Here is a 21,448-nt window from a genome sequence, read left to right as displayed (position 1 = left end):
TACAAAATGACTTAATAGCAGACATGCCGAAAACGAGGTATGCCGGTTTTCTCTTCTAATTTCTCGGATCAGACATCAGAAAGGATAACCTTTTCTCTTTTTTATTCCAAGCGTATTGATTGGAAGTCTTATGAATGCTTTAGGGAGGCATTAAAGAACACCACGTTTAGTCATAGAAAGGCATGGAAAAGTGGCATGGTTAATGCAGCACTGCTCAGAGTCATTTCTCGGGGCGCCAACATAATCTCCAAATATGTTTTCTCTTTTCTAATCTATAGATTATTTGTGAAACTCTTAAGAGCGCTTGACTGAACTCTATCTTGCCGAGAGAAACGCAGATGTCAAGCGAGGAACACAGGCTTCTGCGAACCAACGTTTAACACCAAGCCACGAGCAAATTCCCAAGCTTGAATTCCCTAAGCTCTGCCCATCGTTAGGCGTTGGTTCGCGAGGCTATTCGTGTATTTCTTTGGGTTTTACCGTTGCGTTTTAGGTTTTCTGATATTGTTTTTAACTTCATAATTCTCATAAAACGTGCCAAACAATATTGCGTGCATGACTGCCAACTCTAAACTACACCACAGAGTAAGCTTATTGATACACAGTTTAGGCTTAAGCTGCTTAGGCGTCACTATATTACTTCAAATTCTCGTTTTCACATCTATCCTCCAAGAAGGCTACTTTCGGGCAGTTGAAAACAATCTCTGCATTCTCTCGCTTGAACTTGTCCTCACAGCATTTACCGCCGTCTACTTCATTTTTCTATACCAGAAAATTATTCGACAAACCCTAAAAACGAGCGGCACTACGTCAGAGAATTCGTAGGGTTAATTGAGTAATAACATGAAAAAGTGTCAACATTATTTTGGTGTTTCTCACGTATTGGCTGTTAAAGCTGTCAACTGTTGATGTTTTAGTTCAAGCCAAAGAGGCCAATTTCTGAGAATGCTTTAATGATGTTTTGCTTTGGGTCACGAGCGTTTTACTTGAGCGTCTCGTGTGAATTGGTTTTTGGGGAAACTGCGTAGCACTGCCAGAATAATTCTTCTAAACCCATGAAAGGTTCAGTTTTTTCTTTTTTTGAAAGTTTGTTTGTGGGGTTTCCTTGCGTCAGGCTGCTGAATTCTATAACTATTGCGTTTGAATTATCTGTACAATCAAGGTCTGAAACTATGTTCTTATTTTGAGGCAAGGCTATAGCTCCTGAATACTCCTGACTGTATACTTGTGTATTCTTACTTAATATTCTTTATGGGTTGTGAATTCATATCCAACTTTTGCCATCCCTCAACGAGCTACCCAACTGTGCTGCCCCCGAGTCTGATGGCGAAAGATTATTTTACTTATTGTTAATCAAACCCCTATCGGAGACCCAAAACATGCCCTTAGCGTTTATAATAGGAACTGCCGGTTCAGGCAAATCCCTTTTTACTGCTGCTTTTAGTGAATGGCTCAAAATGAGCAAACAAGACGTCGCCGTGGTTAACCTTGACCCTGGCGCATTAAAACTGCCCTACCAACCTGACGTTGATGTCCGCAACTACGTTGACGTAGGTGACTTGATGGAAAAATATAATCTTGGTCCCAACGGTGCCCTCATCATGGCTGCTGACCTAATCGCAGACGAAATTGAAAACCTAACTCGAGATATCGAGGAAGCTCACGCTGACATCGTTTTGGTGGATACTCCGGGGCAAATGGAGCTTTTCGCCTTTCGCGCTAGCGGACCCTACATCGTTAACGAATTAACCAAAGAACCCAAAGCCCTCATTTACCTCTTTGACGCCGTTTTTAGCATTAACCCCCTCAATTATGTCTCCAACATGTTTCTCTCAGCAGCTGTCTATAATCGTTTCTTTACGCCGCAGTTGCATGTGCTTTCAAAGATGGATTTAATTCCCAAAAAAGACGCTCAAGCCATCGCAACTTGGTCTGCTAATACCCATGCTCTTGAGGATGCTATTGATGAGAAGCTGGAGGGTACCAAACGCCTCTTTAGTCGCAACATGATGCAAGCAATCAACCGCTTAGGACTCAAGTTCCTGTTGATGCCTGTTTCGTCAAAAACCAATGAGGGCATGGTAAACATCAACACAACACTTGAACGTATCCTCAACGAAGGCGAAAAATACACCACTTAAACATTAATCAGAGACCAACTCGCTGCGAAGGCGCCACGTTTCGCCTTCAAAGCTGTATCTCCACCTGCAATAACAATTACGTCATTTTCTTGCGGCGCGAAGTCCTTTAGGATTTGCTTTGCCGCGTGAGGATATTCTTTTTCGATGTTGTTGCTTACCGATTCGATGCGAAGATGCCCCTCTTTATACACGATAACTAATGCTTTGCGGGCGCCTGCAATTATGGCTGCGTCTCGTTGATCGATTCCCGATTGCACTTTTTCTCCACTATTTTTTACCAGAAACGCATAGTTGTATTCGTTGAGGTTAAATTCTGAACGTGCGACTTCCATGCGTTTGGGGAAGATTTCTTGGAATTGCTGCCAAACTTCCGTGCCTTTCTGTGTTAGGTTGCAGCCTTCTTTGGATGTTTCAATTAAGTTGGCTTCGCGGAGTCGGCTGATGATGGTGCGGATTGCTCCGTCGCCGACGCTTAATTTTTCGGCAAGTCTATTTCTTCCTAGGGGAGCCTTCGCTAAAAGCTCAAGTGCATAGAAAACGTGAAATATGGTAAATGACGTTGAGGGTCCAGGCGCTTTTTTCGCCGAAATTTGCTGCATAAATTTTTTTAGCGAAATTACCATATTCTGCACCGTTCATACTAAGCGCGGCTGGGTTTTTATAATTTGCCGATTTGGCGATAGTTAAGTCTTGTAAGCTACCGCTGAAACTTCAAGGAGCGCTCCCTTTTTGAGTTCACAGGCGACGGTGACGCGTGCTGGATAATTGTTAGGTAAGAATTTGGCGTATTCACGATTGAAGTCATCAAACAGGGCCATTGACGATAGATACACTGTAGTTTGAACGATATCTTGCAGGGTGTATTTTGCTTCTTCTAAGATGGCTTTTATGTTTTCCATAACCTGTAGAGTTTGCGACCTGATGTTGTCTGTTGTGATTTTGTTTTCTTTAGGGTCAATAGGTAGTTGTCCAGAAATGAAGAGGAACCTGTCTGCTTGGATGGCTTGGTTGTAGGGGCCGACGGGTTGGGGTGCGTTTGGAGTCTGGATTATTCTTTTCATGTTCTCGCCTCATTTTTTGGTCTGCGCGGGTTAAATTGTTTATGCAAGCGGTGGGATGAATATTCCTATTTGAATATTTTTGACAATAATGCTTTTAAGAAAACCGCTGAGTTAGGATAAGCAATCATATATATTTGGTAGAAAGCGATATCTATGAAAAGAAACGGTAAATACTTGTTCACTTCTGAATCAGTCGGCGAAGGTCACCCAGACAAAGTCGCCGACCAAATCTCTGACAGCGTTTTGGACTGTATTTTCACCAGTGACCCAAAAGCCCGAGTTGACTGCGAAACCCTCGTAATGCAGGGTACAGTCATGATTACTGGTCAAATTACCACCCGAACCTATATCGATATCCCAAAGATTGTTCGTGGTACTCTCAAAGAAATTGGCTTCGATAACGCTAAAGATGGTCTAGACTGGGAAACCTGCGGCATTCTTGTCTCTTTGACTGCCCAGAGCCCAGACATCTCCATGGGAGTCACCGAAACAGAAGGTCACGAGCAAGGCGCAGGCGACCAAGGCATGGTTTTCGGTTATGCAACCAACGAAACTAAAGAACTCATGCCCTTACCCATTATGCTTGCCCACAAACTGGTAAAGCGTTTAGCTGACTGCAGAAAGCAAGGCATCATGCCTTATCTGCGTCCCGACTGTAAATCTCAAGTCACTGTAGAATATGATTGTGGCAAACCAAAATGCGTCAAAGCAGTAGTTATCGCCGCCCAAAACAACGGCAAAGTTGAAGATGCTCAACTCAAAAGCGACATAATCGAGAAGGTAATCAAAAACGTTATCCCAGCTGAAATGATTGCACCCGACATAAAATACGTCATTAACGGCACTGGTAGATTCGTCATAGGCGGCACTCTTGCTGACTCTGGTTTAACTGGCAGAAAAATCATCGTTGACACCTACGGCGGCGTAGGAAGTCACGGCGGCGGATGCTTCAGCGGCAAAGACCCCAGCAAAGTGGACCGCAGCGGCTGCTATATGGCGCGCTATATAGCCAAAAACGTCGTTGCCTCAGGCTTAGCTGACCAATGCGAAGTTCAAATCAGCTACGCTATCGGAGTTGCCCAACCTATCAGCGTGTTAGTCAATACCTTTGAAACAGGCAAACTCTCCGACGAGCAAATCCTCGCCTTAGTCCAAAAACACTTTGACATGCGACCCAAAGCAATCATCGACCAACTTGACTTGCTACGTCCAATCTATAAACAAACCGCAACTTTCGGTCACTTTGGACGTGAAGGCTTCCCCTGGGAGAAAACTGACAAGGCTGCAATTCTCAAGGCAGAACTTGAGAAAGCAAAAAAAGCCTAACCTCCTTTTTCCTTTTTAGTCATCTGTTTGTTTTTTTTCGTTAATTTGTTTGTCACAGAACAGCCCGTTAGGTGCCCCTTCGTTCTCTTTTTTCTTTGTTTTCTTTTGTGTGGGTGTGGCGGTTTTTAGGCTGTCACATGATGGCTTGTTGGCTGGGTTGCATTTTGTGTTCTGTTTGTGTTTTGGCGTCTGTTGGCGTGTGCAGGCGCCGTTTTCTTACACAAGGATACATGGAATTCGTTGTTTATGCATGTGAGGGCATGCTGGAACTCCTTAAGGCACCACAAGCTGCTCAATTAGAAATCGCTCCATTGACATGTTTGTGGGGATGTGGCGTTTTTGGTTGGTTTGAGTTTGTTTAGAAATCTTGACTAAATCTTGTCAGGGAATCTGTACAAAAAAGAATTTTAAACCTACCCTGCAAGGCTACTTTGGTGGTATGACTGGGTAAAAACCTCCTCAACCTTCTCGCAGTCTGCATCTTGATAACCATGATTTGCAGTGTTTCGTTTGCTTCTGCCTCAGCAGAATCGTGGACAACAAAAGCATCCATGAATCATGCACGCGCCTATCTCGGCGTTGCGGCTTTAAACGGCAGAATCTATGCCATCGGCGGAGATAAAGGCAGCGAAACATGCAATTGTGGCACAGGCACCGGCATGACCTTTGTTGTGTCGAACTGCACCGAAGAATATGACCCCATACAAAATCTCTGGACTCAAAAAGCCGATATGCCAACGGCAAGAGCACACTTTGGCACCGGGGTGGTTGATGGCAAAATTTATTGCATCGGCGGCTACAACGGCGCCAACGGGCAATGGGAAACCGAATATTATGACTTGAAAGCCAACGAAGCCTACGACCCTGTATTGGATACTTGGAGCACTCTCGCTGCACTACCCACTCCCCGTTTTAACGCGGCTACCAACGTGGTGGACGGCAAAATTTACGTTATAGGCGGGCACACCATGACTGACCTATTTGTGACTCTTAACGTAACAGAGGTTTATGACCCCGTTGCCAACTCTTGGACGACTAAAACGCCTGCCCCGCTTAATGTCGGTTGCTCGGCATCTGCCGTGGTGGATGGCAAAATCTACGTTTTGGGCGAAGACCCCAACGTCTACCTTCAATACATTATCATGATTTATGACCCTGCGGCAGATTCTTGGACCGTGAAAACTAAAGCACCCGTAAACTACGCTGCCTCCGCCGCCGCAGCCACAGGCGTCAATGCAACAAAGCGCATTTACTTCTTTGACGAAAACCGCACCGACATCTACAACCCCGCCACAGACAGCTGGTCAACTGGAACCGCGGCTCCAACCGACCGCCTTATCGCCAAAGCCGTAACCTTAAACGACAGCATCTACCTAATCGGTGGACGCACAGGGCAATGGGGTTACATCACCCTCATGTACCCGACCGCCCTAACTGAGCAGTACTTACCTGAAAACGGTACCCCATACGCTACTACACCTGCTTCAACAACTACACCCACGCTAAGCCCCTCGCCAAGCCCCTTGCTAACCTTAACAACAGCAACCCCCACCCAATCTGCCCTCGAATCTAACCAGCCACCTGGACCGCAAAGCCTCGCAACTTCAGAATGTCTAACTCTGCCCGTTTTAGCGGCGGTTTTAGTGGTAATAGTTTCTGTATTCGTGATCATAGGCGTTTGGAGTAGCCGACACAAAGCAACCGCATAGTGCTTTAGGCGCTAAATTGGCAGGTCAGTATTCGTAGGTATTTCCGAATTGGGTTCAGGTGGTTGTGTTGACTGTGGCAGGTCGGGTTTTCTGCGTCGGGTTACAATAAAAGTGAAAGTCACCACGCCAACCCCAACAACTGCAGTGCCGATAACTGCCAGCAGATACATGGGGACGACGGTGGCGCTGTTTTCGGTGCTTTTGGCGCCATTGTATTCTTTGTTGCCTAACCAACTGGCTTGAACCTTAACTGACCCCATGGGCGGCGTCCAACTATACTGGAATGAGCCATCAGCGTCTGTTAGTACGCTGCCTACGGTTGTCCAGTCTTGGGTGTCTGTCTTTGCTTGTAGGGTTATGTTTTGGTTTGCAATCTGAGGCTGCAGTTGGCCTTTTATGTTTAAGCTGTTCCCTTCCAGAATGAGGCTGCCTAAAGTTTGCAGAGTCAGGGTGCTGGGCTCAAGTTCTTTTAAGGTAGCAGTAACTTGTTCAGGCCCGGTTTGCTCGATATTTGACAGGGGCACGACTTGTACGGTTGAGTTTTGGAATTCACTGGGACATTCGCCAACTCTCCAGCCGTTTCGCCACTGGGTTCCTGTGCATTCACAAATATAGTAAGAGACATTTTGATACTGGACGCTAAAAAACTCTACTCGGCTATCAGTGGGTTCACCAGCGATGTCCACGCCTATTTCCATATGTTTTTGGTCCTTATAGTAGATCAGCACAGTGTCAATTCCGCCTGCTTCCAAAATTGACGCGGCAATGTAGGCAAACAGATCGCAGTCGCCATATCCATTCATAAGTGTTTCAGCAGGATACTTCCCCATGGCGATTTCTTTGTAAGTTATTTGGTGTACCAGCATCAGAACACCGTTGGCGAAGTCCTCTTTGTTGTCATAGATTTGCCAGAGGCGGTCCGCTATGGGCTTTAGGGCATAGGCTGTGACGTACTTGGGGAAATCATTGGGCGAAAATAGTGCATGGCTTTTAGCTGCATAGTAGCTGACGAGACTTTGGGTTATGGTGACGTTAAGTTGATAAGTTTGATCTCCCTCGGGGCGGTTGAGCAGTTGAAATGAAACTACTCTTTGAGTTTGCTGTGTTTCTCCAAGAGGTAAACATGAAAGTAGAAACACAACGATTGCCACTGCGCCTATCGCCTTAATGTACGGGGGCTTCATATACGCACTTGCCACTAAAAATGATTGATACCTTAAAATCTTATTCCCAAATCACCCAGAGGCAGCTAAACTTGCCCTTGAAGCTCCCCGCCATTCTCTAAAATCAGTTTGGCAATTTCTTGGCTGGCCTTAACCAATTTTTCGGCTGGCTGCTGATCTTGGGTATCGGTGATTGTTAAATGGAGCTCAACGCGTGGTTTACTTTCAGAAGGTAATGGATGCGACTTTATGTAAACACCTGAATTATCAGCCATGACCCTGTCGATTAGTGGCGCTAGTCGTGACTCAGCCATAAACACAAACAGGCTCCGTTCACAAAATATGCTATTACCCACACCTTGACTAATCAGGGGCGCGATGACTGATTCAAAAATGGCTTCCGCCTCTTGGGGCACGCCGGGGAGTACAAACAAAATGGTGCCTTCGTAGTTAACGCGGATTGCGGGGGCTGAACCTACAGGGTTATTGACAGGATATGCGTTTTCTGGAAGCGTCGCCATCTTTAACCGTGGCGGGGTCAATTCAAATTCCGTAGTTAGCTGCCTTTTCTTGGCATATTCGATATACCTCTGCTTAACTAATGCTAGAGCCTCTTGGTTTACGACAAGTTTCTGGTTGAAGGCTTTTGCGACAGCCTCAAAAGTTTTGTCATCAAATGTGGGTCCTAAACCACCGGTGGTTATTAAGAAGTGGGGTTTACGTGCGAGAGCTTCTTGAATGGTGGTTGCGATTTCTTCTATGATGTCTTGTATGACGGTTACTCGTTTCACGTTAGCGCCCAATTGTGTTGCATGAGTAGCAATGTAGTGTGCGTTGGTGTCTTTGATTTTGCCAATTAAAAGTTCATTGCCGATGCAGATTACTTCTAAGTTGACGGTCAAGGTAATCCTTTGCCTCTTCTATTCTGATAAATAGCGGTTGCTAATTGATATAAAAATGTGTTATTCAGAGAATAAGAGTCAACCCTTGCATCTTTCGTTTTGAGAATAACGCTTAAATTTCTTAAACCTGAAAAAAACATGACTCTTTGCTGTTTTAACTTCGCTTAAAGAGGGTCTACTATGGGAAAAAAACGCGACCGTGTAAGCATAATTGCAGCTGTCTTAGAGGCTACTGGAACAGGAACATGCAAAACAAACATTATGTTAAAGGCAAATTTGAGTTTCGCACTTCTTGAAAAGTATTTGGGGGTTGCGATTGATGCTGGACTGTTGCATGTGGATGTTTACCACTATACATTGACTCCTGAGGGTCGGATCTTTCTTAGTCACTATCACCAGTTCCGTCAACGCAATATTGAAGCACAAAAGCTTGTAGATTCCTTAGCTTTGGAGAAAGAAAAGTTGGCTTTTATTTTTGAAGCTTAACGTCGCTTTTGTTGAATTAATAAAATTAGCACTTGCTTTTTTTATCAAATTAGAGAATATTTTTTTGGTTGGGTGTCCTTATTTGAGGTTTATAGAAGACATAAGCTATTTTTCTATATGTTGCTATCCATATAGGTATAGAAAATATTCTTGAGTTTTGCATATCACAATATAAGCAAGAGTTCGCTTAGTCCTATTTACAGATATAAAGAAAGGAGATTCAAATTTGCGAACAAACAGAATCGTATTAGCTATGCTCTGCATGCTACTTGCTGCCACAGCATTTGCCGCAATTGCAAGCGCTTCACCCGCACCACTCGTTCAGAAAGCCAGTGTCTGGACAACCGATATGTCAGGTAACCCACAAAACGTATTCAACCCCGGCGACCAAGTTAAGGTTTGGTACATCGTACAAAACATCGCTGGTAGTTCCGTAACACCTGGAACTGCAACAATGTACCTCGCCTCAGGCGACAACCCTGCAACCGCAGTAGCCCTAGGTGCACCCTACCAATGGACAATCACTGGAACAGGCTCAATGGTCATCACCGCACCAGCCCCTGGCGCCTACCTATTCATCATTGACGGTCAAACAGTAGCTACAATCGCATCCAACACCCTGTTCGTATTACCCGAAAGCGTAATCGGCGGGCTATCAGCGTTAGGTGCAGCTTTAGCAGCATTCGTAATATTCTACGTAGTAAAAGCAAAGCGCTCAGTACCAACAATCAGAGCTTTCTAAACCCCTTTTCTTTTTCTTTTTTTATTTTTAAATTTTAAGCATAGCGGATGCTCTTTAAGAAAGAACTGATAACTTATTCATCTATCCGTTAATTATCGGCTGCCCCCAAAATCATGCGCCAATAACCAAGTTATTCTATACTGGTTTCTTTGAAACAGAGTATTATCTAACAAAACGGAACTGCTTGATTGAGCAGTTTATTTTTTGCTGAGGTACCACTTGAGGTACTCTTTGCGGCGGTTCTGTCGGACTTCGTCTTCTGTCTCGTCGAGGGGTCTATTCTTGTCATGCAGGTCGTTGAGTTCTTGTCCAGTGCAGGATAAACCGCAGCTTTTACAGACATAATGTTTGGTTAGAGAGATGTACTGCATTTCTCCGCCGCATTCAGGACAGTAATTCACCATATGCCTTAACCTTCGGGTTTAGTAAATCCACGCCGCACAGATATTAGGTTTATGTGACTTCCTCGTAATTTTTAAGGCGACTCTATAATTCATGTTCTGTTATTGAGCTTAAATGGGAAGTAGCCTGACCGATGAGCTATGGGTCACAGTGGGGTTTGCGCCGTTTTGCAGTGTTTTTTCTGCAAGTTTGGTTGGTTAAGCTTTCAAATATTCATTATTTTTTTGGTATATGATGCTATTTTTACTTTCATTATTTAGTATGATAGGTAAATTAATATACAAGTGTTAAAGATACAAAAATTTCGTTGGCTATACAACCGCAAAGAAGCTTGTTTAGCCAAACAAATTTAGCAGAGAAAAAAATATGAAACACATAAAAAAAACAATGGTTTTTTTAATTTTATTGATTCTGACTATGAGTTTCATAATCGAAATGGTTGCAGTGCAAACAGCTAATGCGCATACCCCCCCATGGAACACCCCCACATACGCTTTTCTGAGTGTGACACCTAGTCCAATCGGTGTTGGACAAGACTTGATTCTAAACTTTTGGCTCGATAAACTACCCCCAACAGCCAACGTAGCTTTCGGAGATCGCTGGGAAGGCTTAACAGTAACAGTCATTGACCCAAACGGCAAAACTCAAACTTTGGGTCCCTTCACAACCGACGACGTCGGCGCCGCTTACACAAACTACACTCCAGACATAGTTGGTAACTATAGCTTCCAGATGTTTTTCCTTGGACAAACGATAGCTGGCAAAAACCCCAATCCCGTTACCGGAACAAGTAACGCAGCATTTGTGGGCGACTACTATAAACCTAGCAACAGTACTGTAGTTACAGTTGTTGTGCAACAGGATCCCGTGGAAGCTTGGCCTGTAACTCCGCTCCCAACAGATTACTGGACGCGACCTATCTACGGTATGAACCCTGAATGGTCTATTATTGCTGGTGACTGGCTGATGAGCAACTATGATGGCTACAACTACTATAACCCCTATACAACCGCCCCCGAGTCTGGTCACATACTTTGGACTTATCCTTTAGCACCAGGCGGTGTCGTTGGAGGCAACTACACTGATTGGAACTACTACACAGGCTTAGCCTACGAAACCAAAATGAGCAGCCCAATCGTGATTGATGGAAAACTTATTTTGAATCTGCCGATGAGCACTTCTGCTAGCACCGGCGGCGCAGTCTGCTTAGACCTACGCACAGGAAAACAACTCTGGTGGCAAAACAACACCCGCATATCCTTTGGTCAATATTACGACTACAATTCACCCAACCAATTCGGCGTTATCCCCTACTTATGGTCAACTGGTTCCACCTACAATTGCTATGATCCTTGGACTGGACAATGGCTATTTAGTTTAGCTAATGCATCCACAGGCACAACAGTCTTTGGGCCAAACGGTGAAATCTTAGTTTACATACTCAACGGTCAAGCTAACACGTTGATTAAGTGGAATTCAACCAAAGCCATAATGTACTATCAGCAACCCGGCGTCTTGGCAGGCGGCAACGTTTGGCAATGGCGACCCATGATGCAGAGAACAATGGATTGGACAAAAGGCATAGAGTTTAATGTAACAGTAAAAACCTACAATCAGCCACATACGCAATCAATTAAAAAGATCACTCCCGACGTAATTCTAGCTACAACAATTAATTCTTGGTCAATTCCCTACACTTCAGAGATGGAAATTGGTTACAGCACAAAAGACGGCAGCGAATTATGGGCGGTAAACCGAACGCTTCCCGACGGCATCGGCATATCTTGGAACACATTGCAAGGCAGTCCCGCAGGAAACGGAATCTATACCATGTTCTTCCCAGAAACAATGACATGGGAAGGATACAACATCAACAATGGAAAGAAAGTTTGGGGTCCAACTGACGCATATCCAACCGCTTATGGTGTTTATTCTTGGCAAGCAAGAATTGGCGAAGGCAAATTGTTTGGAATCGACTACGGCGGATACGTCCACACTTATGACCTACAGACTGGCGAGAAGTTGTGGGATTTCTTCACGGGAAGCAGCGGATTAGACGTCAACTATGAAGGATACCCTCTCAATCAACCTGCAGCAGCCGCTGACGGAAAATTCTATGTTACAGCAGGTCATGCCTATAATCCACCCTTATTCAAAGGGGCAAAAGTTTACTGTCTAAACGCAACTGACGGGTCATTAATTTGGGATGCTTTAGGTTTCTACAACTACAATGGCATCGCAATCGCAGAAGGCAACCTCATATTATACAACAACTATGACGGACAAGTATATTGCTACGGCAAAGGTCCAACGGCACTCACTGTAGATGCTCCAGATGCAGGCGTTCAACAGGACCAATCTGTAATAATCCGCGGAACCGTAACTGACATCTCGGCAGGCACAAAACAAAATGCACCATCCACTCGTTTTCCAAATGGCGTACCCGCAATTTCAGATGAGAGCCAGAGCAGATGGATGGAATACGTGTATATGCAGCAACCCCTCCCTACAAACACTACCGGCGTAGAAGTAACCATCGATGTGCTAGATTCTAACGGCAACTACCGAAACATAGGCACCACAAAATCTGACGAAACAGGCTTCTACACATTTAACTGGAAACCAGACATACCCGGCGCATACACAGTTTACGCCTCCTTTGGCGGCTCAAAATCTTACTATCCATCGCATGCTGAAAGCTCATTTGTCGTTGATGAACCAGTACCAACTGCAACCCAGCAACCCGAAATCGTTCCAACTCAACCACCATTTGAATTATACTTTGCAGTCTCAACAATAGCCATAATCATTGCAATAGCAATACTCGGTATATTGTTACTAAGAAAAAAACCCTAAAGAAGAGTTTTCCCTCTTTTCTTTTTTTAATTTTTGTTCAAAAAGACAGAAAAGGGATTAGACGTGCGTGTACATTTTGTCGCTGCTGTATTTGCCTGTGTCCATTTCCTGCTCAATTTCACGCAAGAGCAAAATTCTTTTGAATGTGGCGGGATGAGTAGCAAATAAACTGTTCATTTGTGCCCATGTGTCTTTGGATTCTTTTTCCATCGCTAATTGCAGTTCCCGCTCGTCGAGGACGCCGTCGTTGTCGAGGTCATATTTGTTTTTATTTTTCATAATATCGCCGATTTCCTGTTTAGCTTGCGTGGGGTCTTCGATGTAGAAGCTTCGGGCTGATGCGTTTGCTTTTGGTGCAATGGATAATCCGTAGGTGATTTTTGCCAGTGCGCTTTCGAGGCTGCGGGGTTTGCCTGTGAGATATGCGCTAAAGGCATCTGCGAAATGTTCACGGAGTCGGCTGAGGCGCATTACGGCTAGAAAACTCACGATGTAAACCACAAAGGAGATTATGCCTATCACGACCAGTATGGCGCCGGCGTTGCCTTCCTCTTTGCCTCGTCTATGTGATGTTCCTCCGCTTAGCCATCCTGCAGTTAACGCCAGCTGAGAAACCCAATAGGCAATAAGGGGTAATGCTGAGAGTATGGTCATGACTATGTAGTCTTTATGTTTGATGTGTCCTAATTCGTGGGCGATTACTCCGCGGATTTCGTCTTGGTTGAGGCTTCGCAGTAATCCTTCATGGACAGCTAAGACCGCGCTGCTGCTGGTTCGGCCAAACGTGAAGGCGTTAGGCGTTCTGTCGGGGACAACGGCAAGTTTTGGCATGGGAAGGTTGCTTTTGGCAGCTAATTCTTTTACGGTGTTTTCTAACCAGGGGTTTTCTCCCGGTTTGAGGTAATGTAGACGCATGGATAAGCTGACTATGGTGGGGCCAATTGCATATTCAAAGAGTATGAACAGTAATGTGCCGCCTATGGCTAAGAGCAACCCCGTGATTATGTCGAAGCCCAATACATAGTATTGGAGTAGGAAAATGATTGCTAAGAGGAAAAATCCGAATATGAAGCTTGCCGCAAAGATACTTAATCCCATAGCCCACTTTAAGTCACTAAGCTTAGCCATACATAGTCACTCTGCAAGGTAATTGTGTTTTTGAAGAGTACATAAATGGGGAATTAAGGTTTTTCCCAAAAAAGCCAATTCTTATGGAATCTGGACCTAAACTTTACAGCCAAAGCCACCGCGACTATGCCAAAAATGACAAGGATGCTTGCTGCCCACGGCGGCTCTGGCGCGCAGGTCAAACATGAAGCCACAAAAACCTGTACACGGTTATTGTTTGTGTCGGCTATGTAGAGCGTATTGCCAGCGGTGTCAACGTCCACGCCTGTAGGATCATTGAATTGGCCTTCGATAGAGCCGTATTCGCCAAACTGCTCCAAATATGCCCCGTTTGAAGAGAGCACCTGAATTCTGTTATTTCCAGCGTCAGCAACGTACAGGTATCCGTTTGCGTCGACTGCGACATCGCTGGGACGGCTAAATTGTAGGTTACTGGAGCCAAAACTGCCCCATTGACCGAGGTAGGTTCCGTTTTCAGAGAACTTTTGGATGCGGTTATTTTGGGTGTCTGCAACAATGACGTTACCCTGTGCATCGACGGCAAGTCCCATCGGATGGTTGAGTTGGCCTTGGTTTGAACCTTGGCTTCCCCAACGCGTTAGGTAGGTACCGTTGCTGGAGAACTTGATGATGCAGTTGTTGGCTGCGTCAGAAACATATAGGTTGCCTGAAGTGTCTAAGGCGATGCCGCAGGGACTAAAGGCATCTGGCTTGTCTTTTTTGAATTCGAGCATAAAAGTTCCGTTGGCAGAAAACTTTTGCACCCGACTATTGCCGTTGTCAGCGACGTAGACGTTTGTCTCCTTATCGAGCGCTATGGCGCAGGGATTGCTGAATTGACCTTCCTCTGAACCTGGGCTGCCCCATTGCAACTCATACGTTCCGTAGCTGGAGAATTTTTGTACACGATTATTGGCGGAGTCACATATGTAGACGTTGCCAGCTTGGTCAACTGCGATGCTGCTTGGTTTATCAAATTGACCATTTTCTGACCCATAACTGCCCCATTGGCTAACGACGGTGTAGTGTGAGGTTTCCGCCGATACCTGCATGACTGTGCCCAATAAGAGAAGTATCAGAAACAAAACCAAACTCAACCGTACGAATCGCTTACCAAAAAAAGCGCCTCTAGCCTCCAACACGGTTGGTATCGATGGCATCAAAGGGGTCCTCTCCTATGGAAAGTAAACCCTAACTAAAAACGCTAATGCCTAGAAACTTGATAAATTAACAAAGAAAAAGGAAAGATTAGATTGGGTAGGCTCCGCAGGTTTTGCAGAACTGGATTTTGGTCTTAATGTAGCTCTTGCATTTGGGGCATTGGACGCCGCCTTCAACTTTGGGGAACACGTCTTTGGGTTTGCCAAATTTCTTGCGGAATACTTCGTAGTAGAGCAGTTGTTCTTTGTCTTGGATTTCGACGTCGTCTTCTGCTTTGATTGCTGCTTTCTTTTCGTTGAATTCTTTGTCTTCTACTAGGTCGTTGAAGTATGTGCGTAATGTTTCGGTTCCGGTGCCTGCTTCTAGGGGTGCTTTGGGTCTCCAGATGATGTCTTTAGGTATGACGTCTTCGTAGGCTTTGCGTAGAATCCATTTGCTGTATTTGACGCCGTTGTACATGTTAATCTTGTATTTAATTGGCAATTTCATTGCCCAATCCATGAAGTCAGGGTCGCGGTAGGGTGCCTTAATTTGCATGCCAAGAGATTCTGCCATCGGGAACGAGGAAAAGCCCATTTCCGCCCACATTTCTTGCTGTTTGATTGCAAACTGTTCCTCTGAGAGGTGGAACTGCCATGGGTAACCGAAAAGCTCGTCTAGGGCGTCGCCGGTGAAGACCGTTTTGATGCCCTTGGGTTTTAGCAGGGTTAAGCCAATGTAAACGGGGAGGCTGTTGCGGATTTCCATGGGGTCATATTTTTTGAGTGCTTCCACCACTTTGGGGTAGAATTTGTAGACGTCTTCTTTGCCGAATTCGTATGTTTCCTGTTTGAGGTGGAGGAGCTCAACCATTTTTTTGACGTATTGGGTGTCTTTGGGTTGTCCATGTTTGAATGCTAGGGTGAGGCAGGGTATGTCTGGTTTGTATTTCACGGCTTCGTAGGCGATGATTTGGGTGTCGGTTCCTGCTGAGAACAGGAATCCATCAGCTAGATTTCTTTTGACAACTTTATTTACTAATGTTCTTACTTCTGGGACAAGTTTGCTTACTTCAGACTCATTAAGGGTCAAATTCAATCCCTCTCTTTACTGTGTTTGTCATCCGCGGTGCATATAAAGTTAACTGTATGCATATAAAAGCCATCAAATATTAAACAACTGTGCTGATACACGATATAGATTTTGAACAATCGGCAACTTGTAAAGAATTCTTTCCATTAACGTTACAAGCAACTATGTTTAAATCCCAAAAAACGAAATCACTACAACAAATGAGGTACCCCAAGTGAAAGTCAGCGTTCTCCACATGGAAATCCGCACAAACCTCCAAGAAAACCTCACAGCCGCAAAAACAGCAGTCCAAAAAGCAGCCAAACAAAACCCAACTCTAATCGCCCTCCCCGAATATTTCACCGTCCCCAACTGCATGGCCCACTTCGCGGACGCCCCCAAAATCAGCCAAGAAACCGCAACCAAAACTCTCCAGTTCCTTCAAGAAATCTCTAAAGAAATCGGCAACATCTACCTGCTTGGCGGCTCTGTACTCCAAGAGGACAACGGAAAATACTACAACACCAGCACGCTGTGGCGCAACGGGGTAATGCTTGCAAGATACAAAAAAATTAACCCCATAAAAGCTGAAGTTGACGCAGGCGTCTCTCGAGGTTCAGAACCACTTGTTATAGACACTGATTTTGGCAGGCTCGGCATGATTGTATGTGCAGACACCTTCGACCCCGACTTGGTCAAAAAAGTTGCTGCATTAGGCGCTGAAGTTGTTACCCTGCCCGTGGCGGCTATGGGTACTCATCCAACCGTGAAAGGTCACCCCTTAACCGAGGGCATCGCACGCGACTATGGCATGTTCATCCTAAAAGTCGGCAACGTTAGCTCGAATATGCGGGGCGGCAGAAGCGCCATCATTGCTCCTTGGGCAGTTCTCGGTGAGGTTACAGATGCGCCTGAGGATTCTGTGTTGACGGCGGATTTGGATATGGAGCGGTTAAGAGCCTACCGTGCAAAAATTAGTAACCAAAAAACTTAGCTTTGCTGCTCAATAAAGAAGAAGGTGGCTAGTAGATTTTTGCCCAGCCATCCACTATCTGTTTCATTTTTGTGAACTCGTTCAAGTCGAGCCACTCGTGGAAATCGCTGTTATGAACCGCGTACTTGGCGATTTGGCGGGCGTTTTCCGAATCATGAACCAGTAGCAGTGTGGCCATGAGATTGTGGCGGGAAATGTACGAGACAGTTTTTAGGACAGCGTCAAGTTTCTCGTCAGTGGGCATTTCTGCGCTTAGCTCCACAACCACAGGTTTTTTGAGGGTTGCTACGAAGTCGCGCACAATGGTGTCTACCCAGTAGTTGGTGAAGTAGTCTCTTGATGAGAGCGGTACATGGAAGTAATCTACTAACTCGGCGATTGCTGGAAAGTCAATGCCGAAGCGTTCCTTAGCTAACACGGGGTCGGGGAACATTTCCACGGCGAAGGTGCCTTTGGTGTGGGTTTTGGCTTCCCGCAGAAAATCGGTTACGACTTTGGCTCGCCAATCCGTCCAGCTTAAACCGCTCTTTTGGTGCTGTTCGGTGCATCTGGGGCAGGTGCAGTATTCTTGGTCTGGGAAATGGTAGAGGTTGAGTGTTATGCCTTCGATGTCTTGTTTGGTTAGGCTGTCAAGGTAGTCGTAGACTTTGGCGCGGTAGCCGGCGTGTGTGGGACATACAAAGTCAAATGCTAAGTTGGATTTTCGGTTTCGCCGAAGGGCAGGTCCTCCCGGGGAGGTGGCGACGATGGAGGGGTCTTCGCGGATGGCTTTGGCGTCGCAGAAGACGGTGACATCGTTTTGCATGCCTTTGGCGGCGGGGAAAGCTTGCCCGTCAGCCCATTTTGAATAGTAAACGTGGACATCGTAGCCTTCGACGTGTTCTGGTTTGTAGGTGACTAAGCCAATTTTCATGCCCAATACCTTGCTCGCAAAAGATATATTCTTGGCGCTTATTTAATTGTTGATTCGCATGGACAAACGTAAGGCTTCAATAGTTATTGACCTTTCAAAGTGTCAGCCGTGCACGGGGCAAATATGCATCGGTGTTTGTCCACAGGGCGCCCTAGAAGAGGGCAAAAACCACAAGCCCCAACTTATTGAGGTTGTGCAATGCACAAAGTGTGGAATCTGCGTTAATTTGTGTCCCTCTAAAGCTATTACTATAAATGCCAGTAACCCCCAAAAGTAGTTTTATGGGGATTGGATGGCTTGGATGCAGTTGAGCTTGGCGGCGGAGCAAAGTTTGTTGTTCACGAAAATGTGCTAGCCGTATTTTCACATAACGCTTTAAAAACAGTTAGTTCTGCAATATTTAACGGCGGGTGCAAACAGGTTCATGCTGTCCTCAATGTAGGAGTGCCGGACGGCTATAACGACCGTTCCTTGCACCTTGACCCGCTTGAACTCATCACCTCATCAAAGGCAAAACTCGATTTACCCGCAGATTACCTCGCCATGGTAACCGCGGCAAAAATAAAAAACTACAGCCAATTCACCAAAAAAACCCCCGACTACACCGTTAGTATATTTGCCACTGCAGGATGCCAACATGGCGAAGCCTCAGGCGAAGAAATGGATGTCTACGAAATCACAGGAACCATAAACATCATCGTATTCATAGACGGCAACCCCTCAGAGAGCTGCATGGTCGCCGCCCTCATCACCGCCACCGAAGCCAAAACCGCAGCGTTACGCGACCTCGATATCCGAAGCCGCTACACAGGCGACTCCGCAACGGGCTCCATAACCGACAGCGTCACCGTTGTCACAACTGGCAAGGGCAAACCCATAACTTTAGCAGGTCCCGCCTCCAAACTGGGCAAACTCGTCGGCTCCTGTACCCGAGCCGCAGTACATGAAGCGTTGCTTAAGCAGGAACCCTTTTGGGGAACCCGCACAGTTGCAGCCCGCCTAAAAGAGCGGCATTTGCCGCTGGAAAAGTTGGCGACGGAAGTTTCCAAAATTGAAGGCTTAACAATTAGCGTTGAGGGTTTAGCTGAGATCCTCAAGAATACTCCCTCTTTAGGTGGGTTATTGTTGGCAGCAGCAAAGCTTGATGAGGATTACCAGAAAAATCTGTTACCTTCCGACATTGAAAACTGGGAAACCGCAAGCAAGGGCATCGCTGAAATCGACTACACAAGTCTGCCCAACTACGACGCTGTTGATTTGCCTCCTCTGATAAAAGCTGCATTAATCAAAATAGTCAAGGCTGCCACAGCAAAACGTGCCTGATGGCTTTACGATGTAAATTTTTTTGACTAAATGTTGGTTAGGCTTACACATTTAAAACGAAAATCGTATTCCAAACTAAAGCGTAAACGCTTAAGCCGCTAAACTGCAAAGACTTATAACCTGCAATTCCAATTCCATACAAAACGATTACAAATCGATGGTGTAATGACTTGAAATTCGGTGTGTTTCTATATCAACCCGAGCCTGTTGAAGGCGTCGACTACAACTTTTACCGACAGAAATCAGAATCCGGCATAGTCGGAAAAGTAAACCCCAAAATGTACACTAACATCGCTGTATTTGGCGACAACAACATGGCGGCAAAACGCCCCGACTGGGTCTCCATGAGCAGCTTCGGTCCAGCATTGCGCACCAACAAACGTTTCAACCTCCGCTGGGACGTTGTTTGCATGACTAACCCCGAAGCCCGCGAATATAACCTTAAAATCATTGCTGAATCCGCCAAACAAACTCCCGGCATCAGCATCAGCAGCCAACACTTCGCAGACCAAGGTTTCTGCACTTGCCCACGTTGCATCGCGGCACAAGCCAAGAGTGGTCTTAGCTGGGTAGAATGGCGTGCAAAAACAGTAACTGACTTCCTTGCAGAAGTTAAAGAAATCGTCTCTGGCAAACCCCTCTTTGTTAACTTGCTTCCTGACCCATTGTTGGGTAAAGTTCGTTTTGGCTATGACTTTGAAGCTTTAGCCCAATACGCTGACTACTTTGTTATCCCAATGTTTAGCAAAGCCTACCCAACTCCTTGGTACTGGGAAACAATCGCACGCGGCTTTAAGAGTCAACTAAAGAAACCCACCTTCGTAAACTTCTATGTCCGTGGACCAAACGAAACCTGGGACACCGTGGCACCAACCAAACAAATCATGACTGTTGCAACCCGCGTTGCCCGCCAAGGCGTAGACGGCATCATCTTCCTTGCCGAAAAAGCTGAATATATCCAGAAGTTCCAAAAAGAAGCCGCAGCCGACAAAGAAACCCGCGAGTTTCTCAAAGACCACGGCGGCGACGAAGTGCTGGATCTTTTCGCCCGCTGGGAACAACTCTACAAATAAACTTCCCTTTCTTCTTTCTTTTTGTTTTTTGTAACGCTTTTCTATGTATGTTTAGGGCACCTTTAAAAGCTCGAAGGCTCTCTAAAGGGGCACTTAAAAACGGTGAATATTTTTGTCTCAAAAAATTTATGGACGAATAACAAATTTCCGAATAGGACCCAAAGCGCAAGCATCAAAAGAATGTCTAATCGAGTTTTCCGGTATTGACTCCGAAGGTTTAGCAGGAAAACTAGTCGGGCAGAGAGTAACTTGGAAAAACCAAACCAGTACGATGACTGGAAAAATTATGCGTACACATGGCAAAAATGGTATGGTTCTTGCGCGATTCGTTCATGGTGTTCCCGGTCAAGCGATAGGAACAACAGTTGAATTAATCAGCTAAACATTCTTTTTCTTATTTAAAAAAGTTGGTTATTGAGCAGCTTTTAGTGCTAGGAGCTTTTTTAGGTCATTTTGCATTAAGCCGACCCAGCCCTGTTCAAAATGGAACAATGAATTATCGCTGAGCGCTTTGACTTTGCACGGTTTGTTTTCTATTTTATCTTCGCAATCGGATTTTTTCTGTGGAATTTTTCCGCAGTTGACTTTGCATTGGTTGTTGACGCAGTTAATTATCGTTTGGTAGAGTGTTCCTGTCTCAAAGTGTGGCATGTAATCGTCGGAAATTAATTGTATATTTTTATTCGATATTTCTTCGAGGGCGGCAGTTGTGAAGCGTTTGCTGATGAGGATGCCTACCTCGTAGTCTTCGTTTTCCATTAGTCTGCTCATGCTTTTTACGTCGTCTACTCCCGTGAATCCTGTTCTTCCTTGTGGTTCTATGGTGCGTAAGAGAATTTTTTTGTTTGAGCTATCTTTGGCTGTGGTGTCGGTGTAGTTGGGGTGTTTTTCTTCTTTGGTGAACGTGAGATTTCGGATAGCCATTATAAATTGAGTTTTTTCTTCAACATTCATTTTTTTGTCTCCAGAAATGTGAGGTAGCGTGACTATCTCAGAAGTGGTTAGATTTTACTCTAAA

Annotated in this window: 22 protein-coding genes; 11 read left to right on the top strand and 11 right to left on the bottom strand. The window is 45.3% G+C overall.

The window, feature by feature from the left end:
• Window positions 1–555 precede the first annotated feature (555 nt).
• The gene (locus NWE92_10835) at window positions 556–825 is read left to right on the top strand and encodes a hypothetical protein (GenBank protein ID MCW4030126.1); all 270 of its coding nucleotides are present in this window, start codon (window positions 556–558) and stop codon (window positions 823–825) included.
• Between the two features lie 157 nt (window positions 826–982).
• Here NWE92_10835 and NWE92_10830 read toward each other — a convergent pair whose 3' ends face one another.
• Window positions 983–1,192, bottom strand: a complete 210-nt coding sequence (locus NWE92_10830; GenBank protein MCW4030125.1) for a hypothetical protein — start codon at window positions 1,190–1,192, stop codon at window positions 983–985.
• 85 nt (window positions 1,193–1,277) lie between these two features.
• On the opposite strand from NWE92_10830, the gene NWE92_10825 reads away from it, so the two are divergent.
• Entirely contained in the window at window positions 1,278–2,141 is an 864-nt protein-coding gene (locus tag NWE92_10825; GenBank protein ID MCW4030124.1) for an ATP/GTP-binding protein, read from the top strand.
• Here NWE92_10825 and NWE92_10820 read toward each other — a convergent pair.
• Together NWE92_10820 and NWE92_10815 are read right to left on the bottom strand one after the other, a co-directional pair.
• Window positions 2,138–2,764: a winged helix-turn-helix domain-containing protein gene (locus NWE92_10820; GenBank protein ID MCW4030123.1), complete on the bottom strand. Its 627-nt coding sequence runs from the start codon at window positions 2,762–2,764 to the stop codon at window positions 2,138–2,140. The two genes, NWE92_10825 and NWE92_10820, sit on opposite strands and share 4 nt — an antisense overlap.
• A 60-nt stretch (window positions 2,765–2,824) precedes the next feature.
• The gene (locus NWE92_10815) at window positions 2,825–3,202 is read right to left on the bottom strand and encodes a Rid family detoxifying hydrolase (protein ID MCW4030122.1); all 378 of its coding nucleotides are present in this window, start codon (window positions 3,200–3,202) and stop codon (window positions 2,825–2,827) included.
• 153 nt (window positions 3,203–3,355) lie between these two features.
• Here NWE92_10815 and metK point away from each other — a divergent pair, with 153 nt between their 5' ends.
• Together metK and NWE92_10805 are read left to right on the top strand one after the other, a co-directional pair.
• Window positions 3,356–4,528 carry a methionine adenosyltransferase gene (metK, locus tag NWE92_10810; GenBank protein ID MCW4030121.1) on the top strand — a complete coding sequence of 391 codons (1,173 nt, stop codon included), beginning with the start codon at window positions 3,356–3,358 and terminating at the stop codon, window positions 4,526–4,528.
• Between the two features lie 491 nt (window positions 4,529–5,019).
• Window positions 5,020–6,237: a PQQ-binding-like beta-propeller repeat protein gene (locus NWE92_10805; GenBank protein MCW4030120.1), complete on the top strand. Its 1,218-nt coding sequence runs from the start codon at window positions 5,020–5,022 to the stop codon at window positions 6,235–6,237.
• An 11-nt stretch (window positions 6,238–6,248) separates the two neighbouring features.
• Here NWE92_10805 and NWE92_10800 read toward each other — a convergent pair whose 3' ends face one another.
• Both NWE92_10800 and NWE92_10795 read right to left on the bottom strand, forming a co-directional pair.
• Window positions 6,249–7,421, bottom strand: a complete 1,173-nt coding sequence (locus NWE92_10800) for a hypothetical protein (GenBank protein ID MCW4030119.1) — start codon at window positions 7,419–7,421, stop codon at window positions 6,249–6,251.
• A 65-nt stretch (window positions 7,422–7,486) separates the two neighbouring features.
• Window positions 7,487–8,302 (bottom strand): molybdopterin-binding protein, encoded by an 816-nt coding sequence (locus NWE92_10795; GenBank protein ID MCW4030118.1) that lies wholly within the window; start codon window positions 8,300–8,302, stop codon window positions 7,487–7,489.
• A gap of 180 nt (window positions 8,303–8,482) precedes the next feature.
• Between NWE92_10795 and NWE92_10790 the strand changes: the two genes are divergently transcribed.
• Window positions 8,483–8,788: a winged helix-turn-helix domain-containing protein gene (locus NWE92_10790; protein ID MCW4030117.1), complete on the top strand. Its 306-nt coding sequence runs from the start codon at window positions 8,483–8,485 to the stop codon at window positions 8,786–8,788.
• 226 nt (window positions 8,789–9,014) lie between these two features.
• Window positions 9,015–9,530, top strand: coding sequence for a hypothetical protein (locus NWE92_10785; GenBank protein MCW4030116.1), 516 nt, complete (start codon window positions 9,015–9,017; stop codon window positions 9,528–9,530).
• Between the two features lie 197 nt (window positions 9,531–9,727).
• Here the strand turns inward: NWE92_10785 and NWE92_10780 are convergent, their stop codons facing one another.
• Window positions 9,728–9,934 carry a hypothetical protein gene (locus tag NWE92_10780; GenBank protein ID MCW4030115.1) on the bottom strand — a complete coding sequence of 69 codons (207 nt, stop codon included), beginning with the start codon at window positions 9,932–9,934 and terminating at the stop codon, window positions 9,728–9,730.
• A 415-nt stretch (window positions 9,935–10,349) separates the two neighbouring features.
• Between NWE92_10780 and NWE92_10775 the strand changes: the two genes are divergently transcribed.
• The gene (locus NWE92_10775) at window positions 10,350–12,788 is read left to right on the top strand and encodes a PQQ-binding-like beta-propeller repeat protein (protein MCW4030114.1); all 2,439 of its coding nucleotides are present in this window, start codon (window positions 10,350–10,352) and stop codon (window positions 12,786–12,788) included.
• Between the two features lie 57 nt (window positions 12,789–12,845).
• Here NWE92_10775 and NWE92_10770 read toward each other — a convergent pair whose 3' ends face one another.
• From NWE92_10770 to NWE92_10760, 3 genes are all read right to left on the bottom strand, one after another.
• A complete protein-coding gene (locus tag NWE92_10770; GenBank protein MCW4030113.1) occupies window positions 12,846–13,916 on the bottom strand; it encodes a zinc metalloprotease HtpX in 1,071 nt (356 codons plus the stop codon).
• Window positions 13,917–13,969: 53 nt separating this feature from the next.
• On the bottom strand, window positions 13,970–15,076 hold the full coding sequence (locus NWE92_10765; protein MCW4030112.1) for a 6-bladed beta-propeller: 1,107 nt from the start codon (window positions 15,074–15,076) through the stop codon (window positions 13,970–13,972).
• A gap of 88 nt (window positions 15,077–15,164) precedes the next feature.
• Window positions 15,165–16,148 (bottom strand): asparagine synthase-related protein, encoded by a 984-nt coding sequence (locus tag NWE92_10760; protein MCW4030111.1) that lies wholly within the window; start codon window positions 16,146–16,148, stop codon window positions 15,165–15,167.
• A 214-nt stretch (window positions 16,149–16,362) separates the two neighbouring features.
• On the opposite strand from NWE92_10760, the gene NWE92_10755 reads away from it, so the two are divergent.
• Window positions 16,363–17,121, top strand: coding sequence for a carbon-nitrogen hydrolase family protein (locus tag NWE92_10755; GenBank protein ID MCW4030110.1), 759 nt, complete (start codon window positions 16,363–16,365; stop codon window positions 17,119–17,121).
• A 28-nt stretch (window positions 17,122–17,149) separates the two neighbouring features.
• Here NWE92_10755 and NWE92_10750 read toward each other — a convergent pair whose 3' ends face one another.
• On the bottom strand, window positions 17,150–18,034 hold the full coding sequence (locus NWE92_10750) for a hypothetical protein (GenBank protein ID MCW4030109.1): 885 nt from the start codon (window positions 18,032–18,034) through the stop codon (window positions 17,150–17,152).
• A 297-nt stretch (window positions 18,035–18,331) separates the two neighbouring features.
• Here NWE92_10750 and NWE92_10745 point away from each other — a divergent pair, with 297 nt between their 5' ends.
• The 3 genes from NWE92_10745 to NWE92_10735 all read left to right on the top strand — a co-directional run bounded on the left by NWE92_10745 (window position 18,332) and on the right by NWE92_10735 (window position 20,812).
• The gene (locus NWE92_10745; GenBank protein ID MCW4030108.1) at window positions 18,332–19,357 is read left to right on the top strand and encodes an adenosylcobinamide amidohydrolase; all 1,026 of its coding nucleotides are present in this window, start codon (window positions 18,332–18,334) and stop codon (window positions 19,355–19,357) included.
• A 170-nt stretch (window positions 19,358–19,527) separates the two neighbouring features.
• On the top strand, window positions 19,528–20,430 hold the full coding sequence (locus tag NWE92_10740; GenBank protein MCW4030107.1) for a hypothetical protein: 903 nt from the start codon (window positions 19,528–19,530) through the stop codon (window positions 20,428–20,430).
• A gap of 112 nt (window positions 20,431–20,542) precedes the next feature.
• Entirely contained in the window at window positions 20,543–20,812 is a 270-nt protein-coding gene (locus tag NWE92_10735; GenBank protein ID MCW4030106.1) for a 50S ribosomal protein L35ae, read from the top strand.
• 29 nt (window positions 20,813–20,841) lie between these two features.
• On the opposite strand, the gene NWE92_10730 is transcribed toward NWE92_10735, so the two are convergent.
• Window positions 20,842–21,384, bottom strand: a complete 543-nt coding sequence (locus tag NWE92_10730) for a hypothetical protein (GenBank protein ID MCW4030105.1) — start codon at window positions 21,382–21,384, stop codon at window positions 20,842–20,844.
• Between the last annotated feature and the right edge of the window lie 64 nt (window positions 21,385–21,448).

The sequence above is a fragment of the Candidatus Bathyarchaeota archaeon genome (assembly GCA_026014745.1).
Taxonomy (GTDB): domain Archaea; phylum Thermoproteota; class Bathyarchaeia; order Bathyarchaeales; family Bathycorpusculaceae; genus Bathycorpusculum.
The sequence above is the reverse complement of the archived record's forward strand: the minus strand, read 5'-3'. Positions and strand labels throughout refer to the sequence as shown.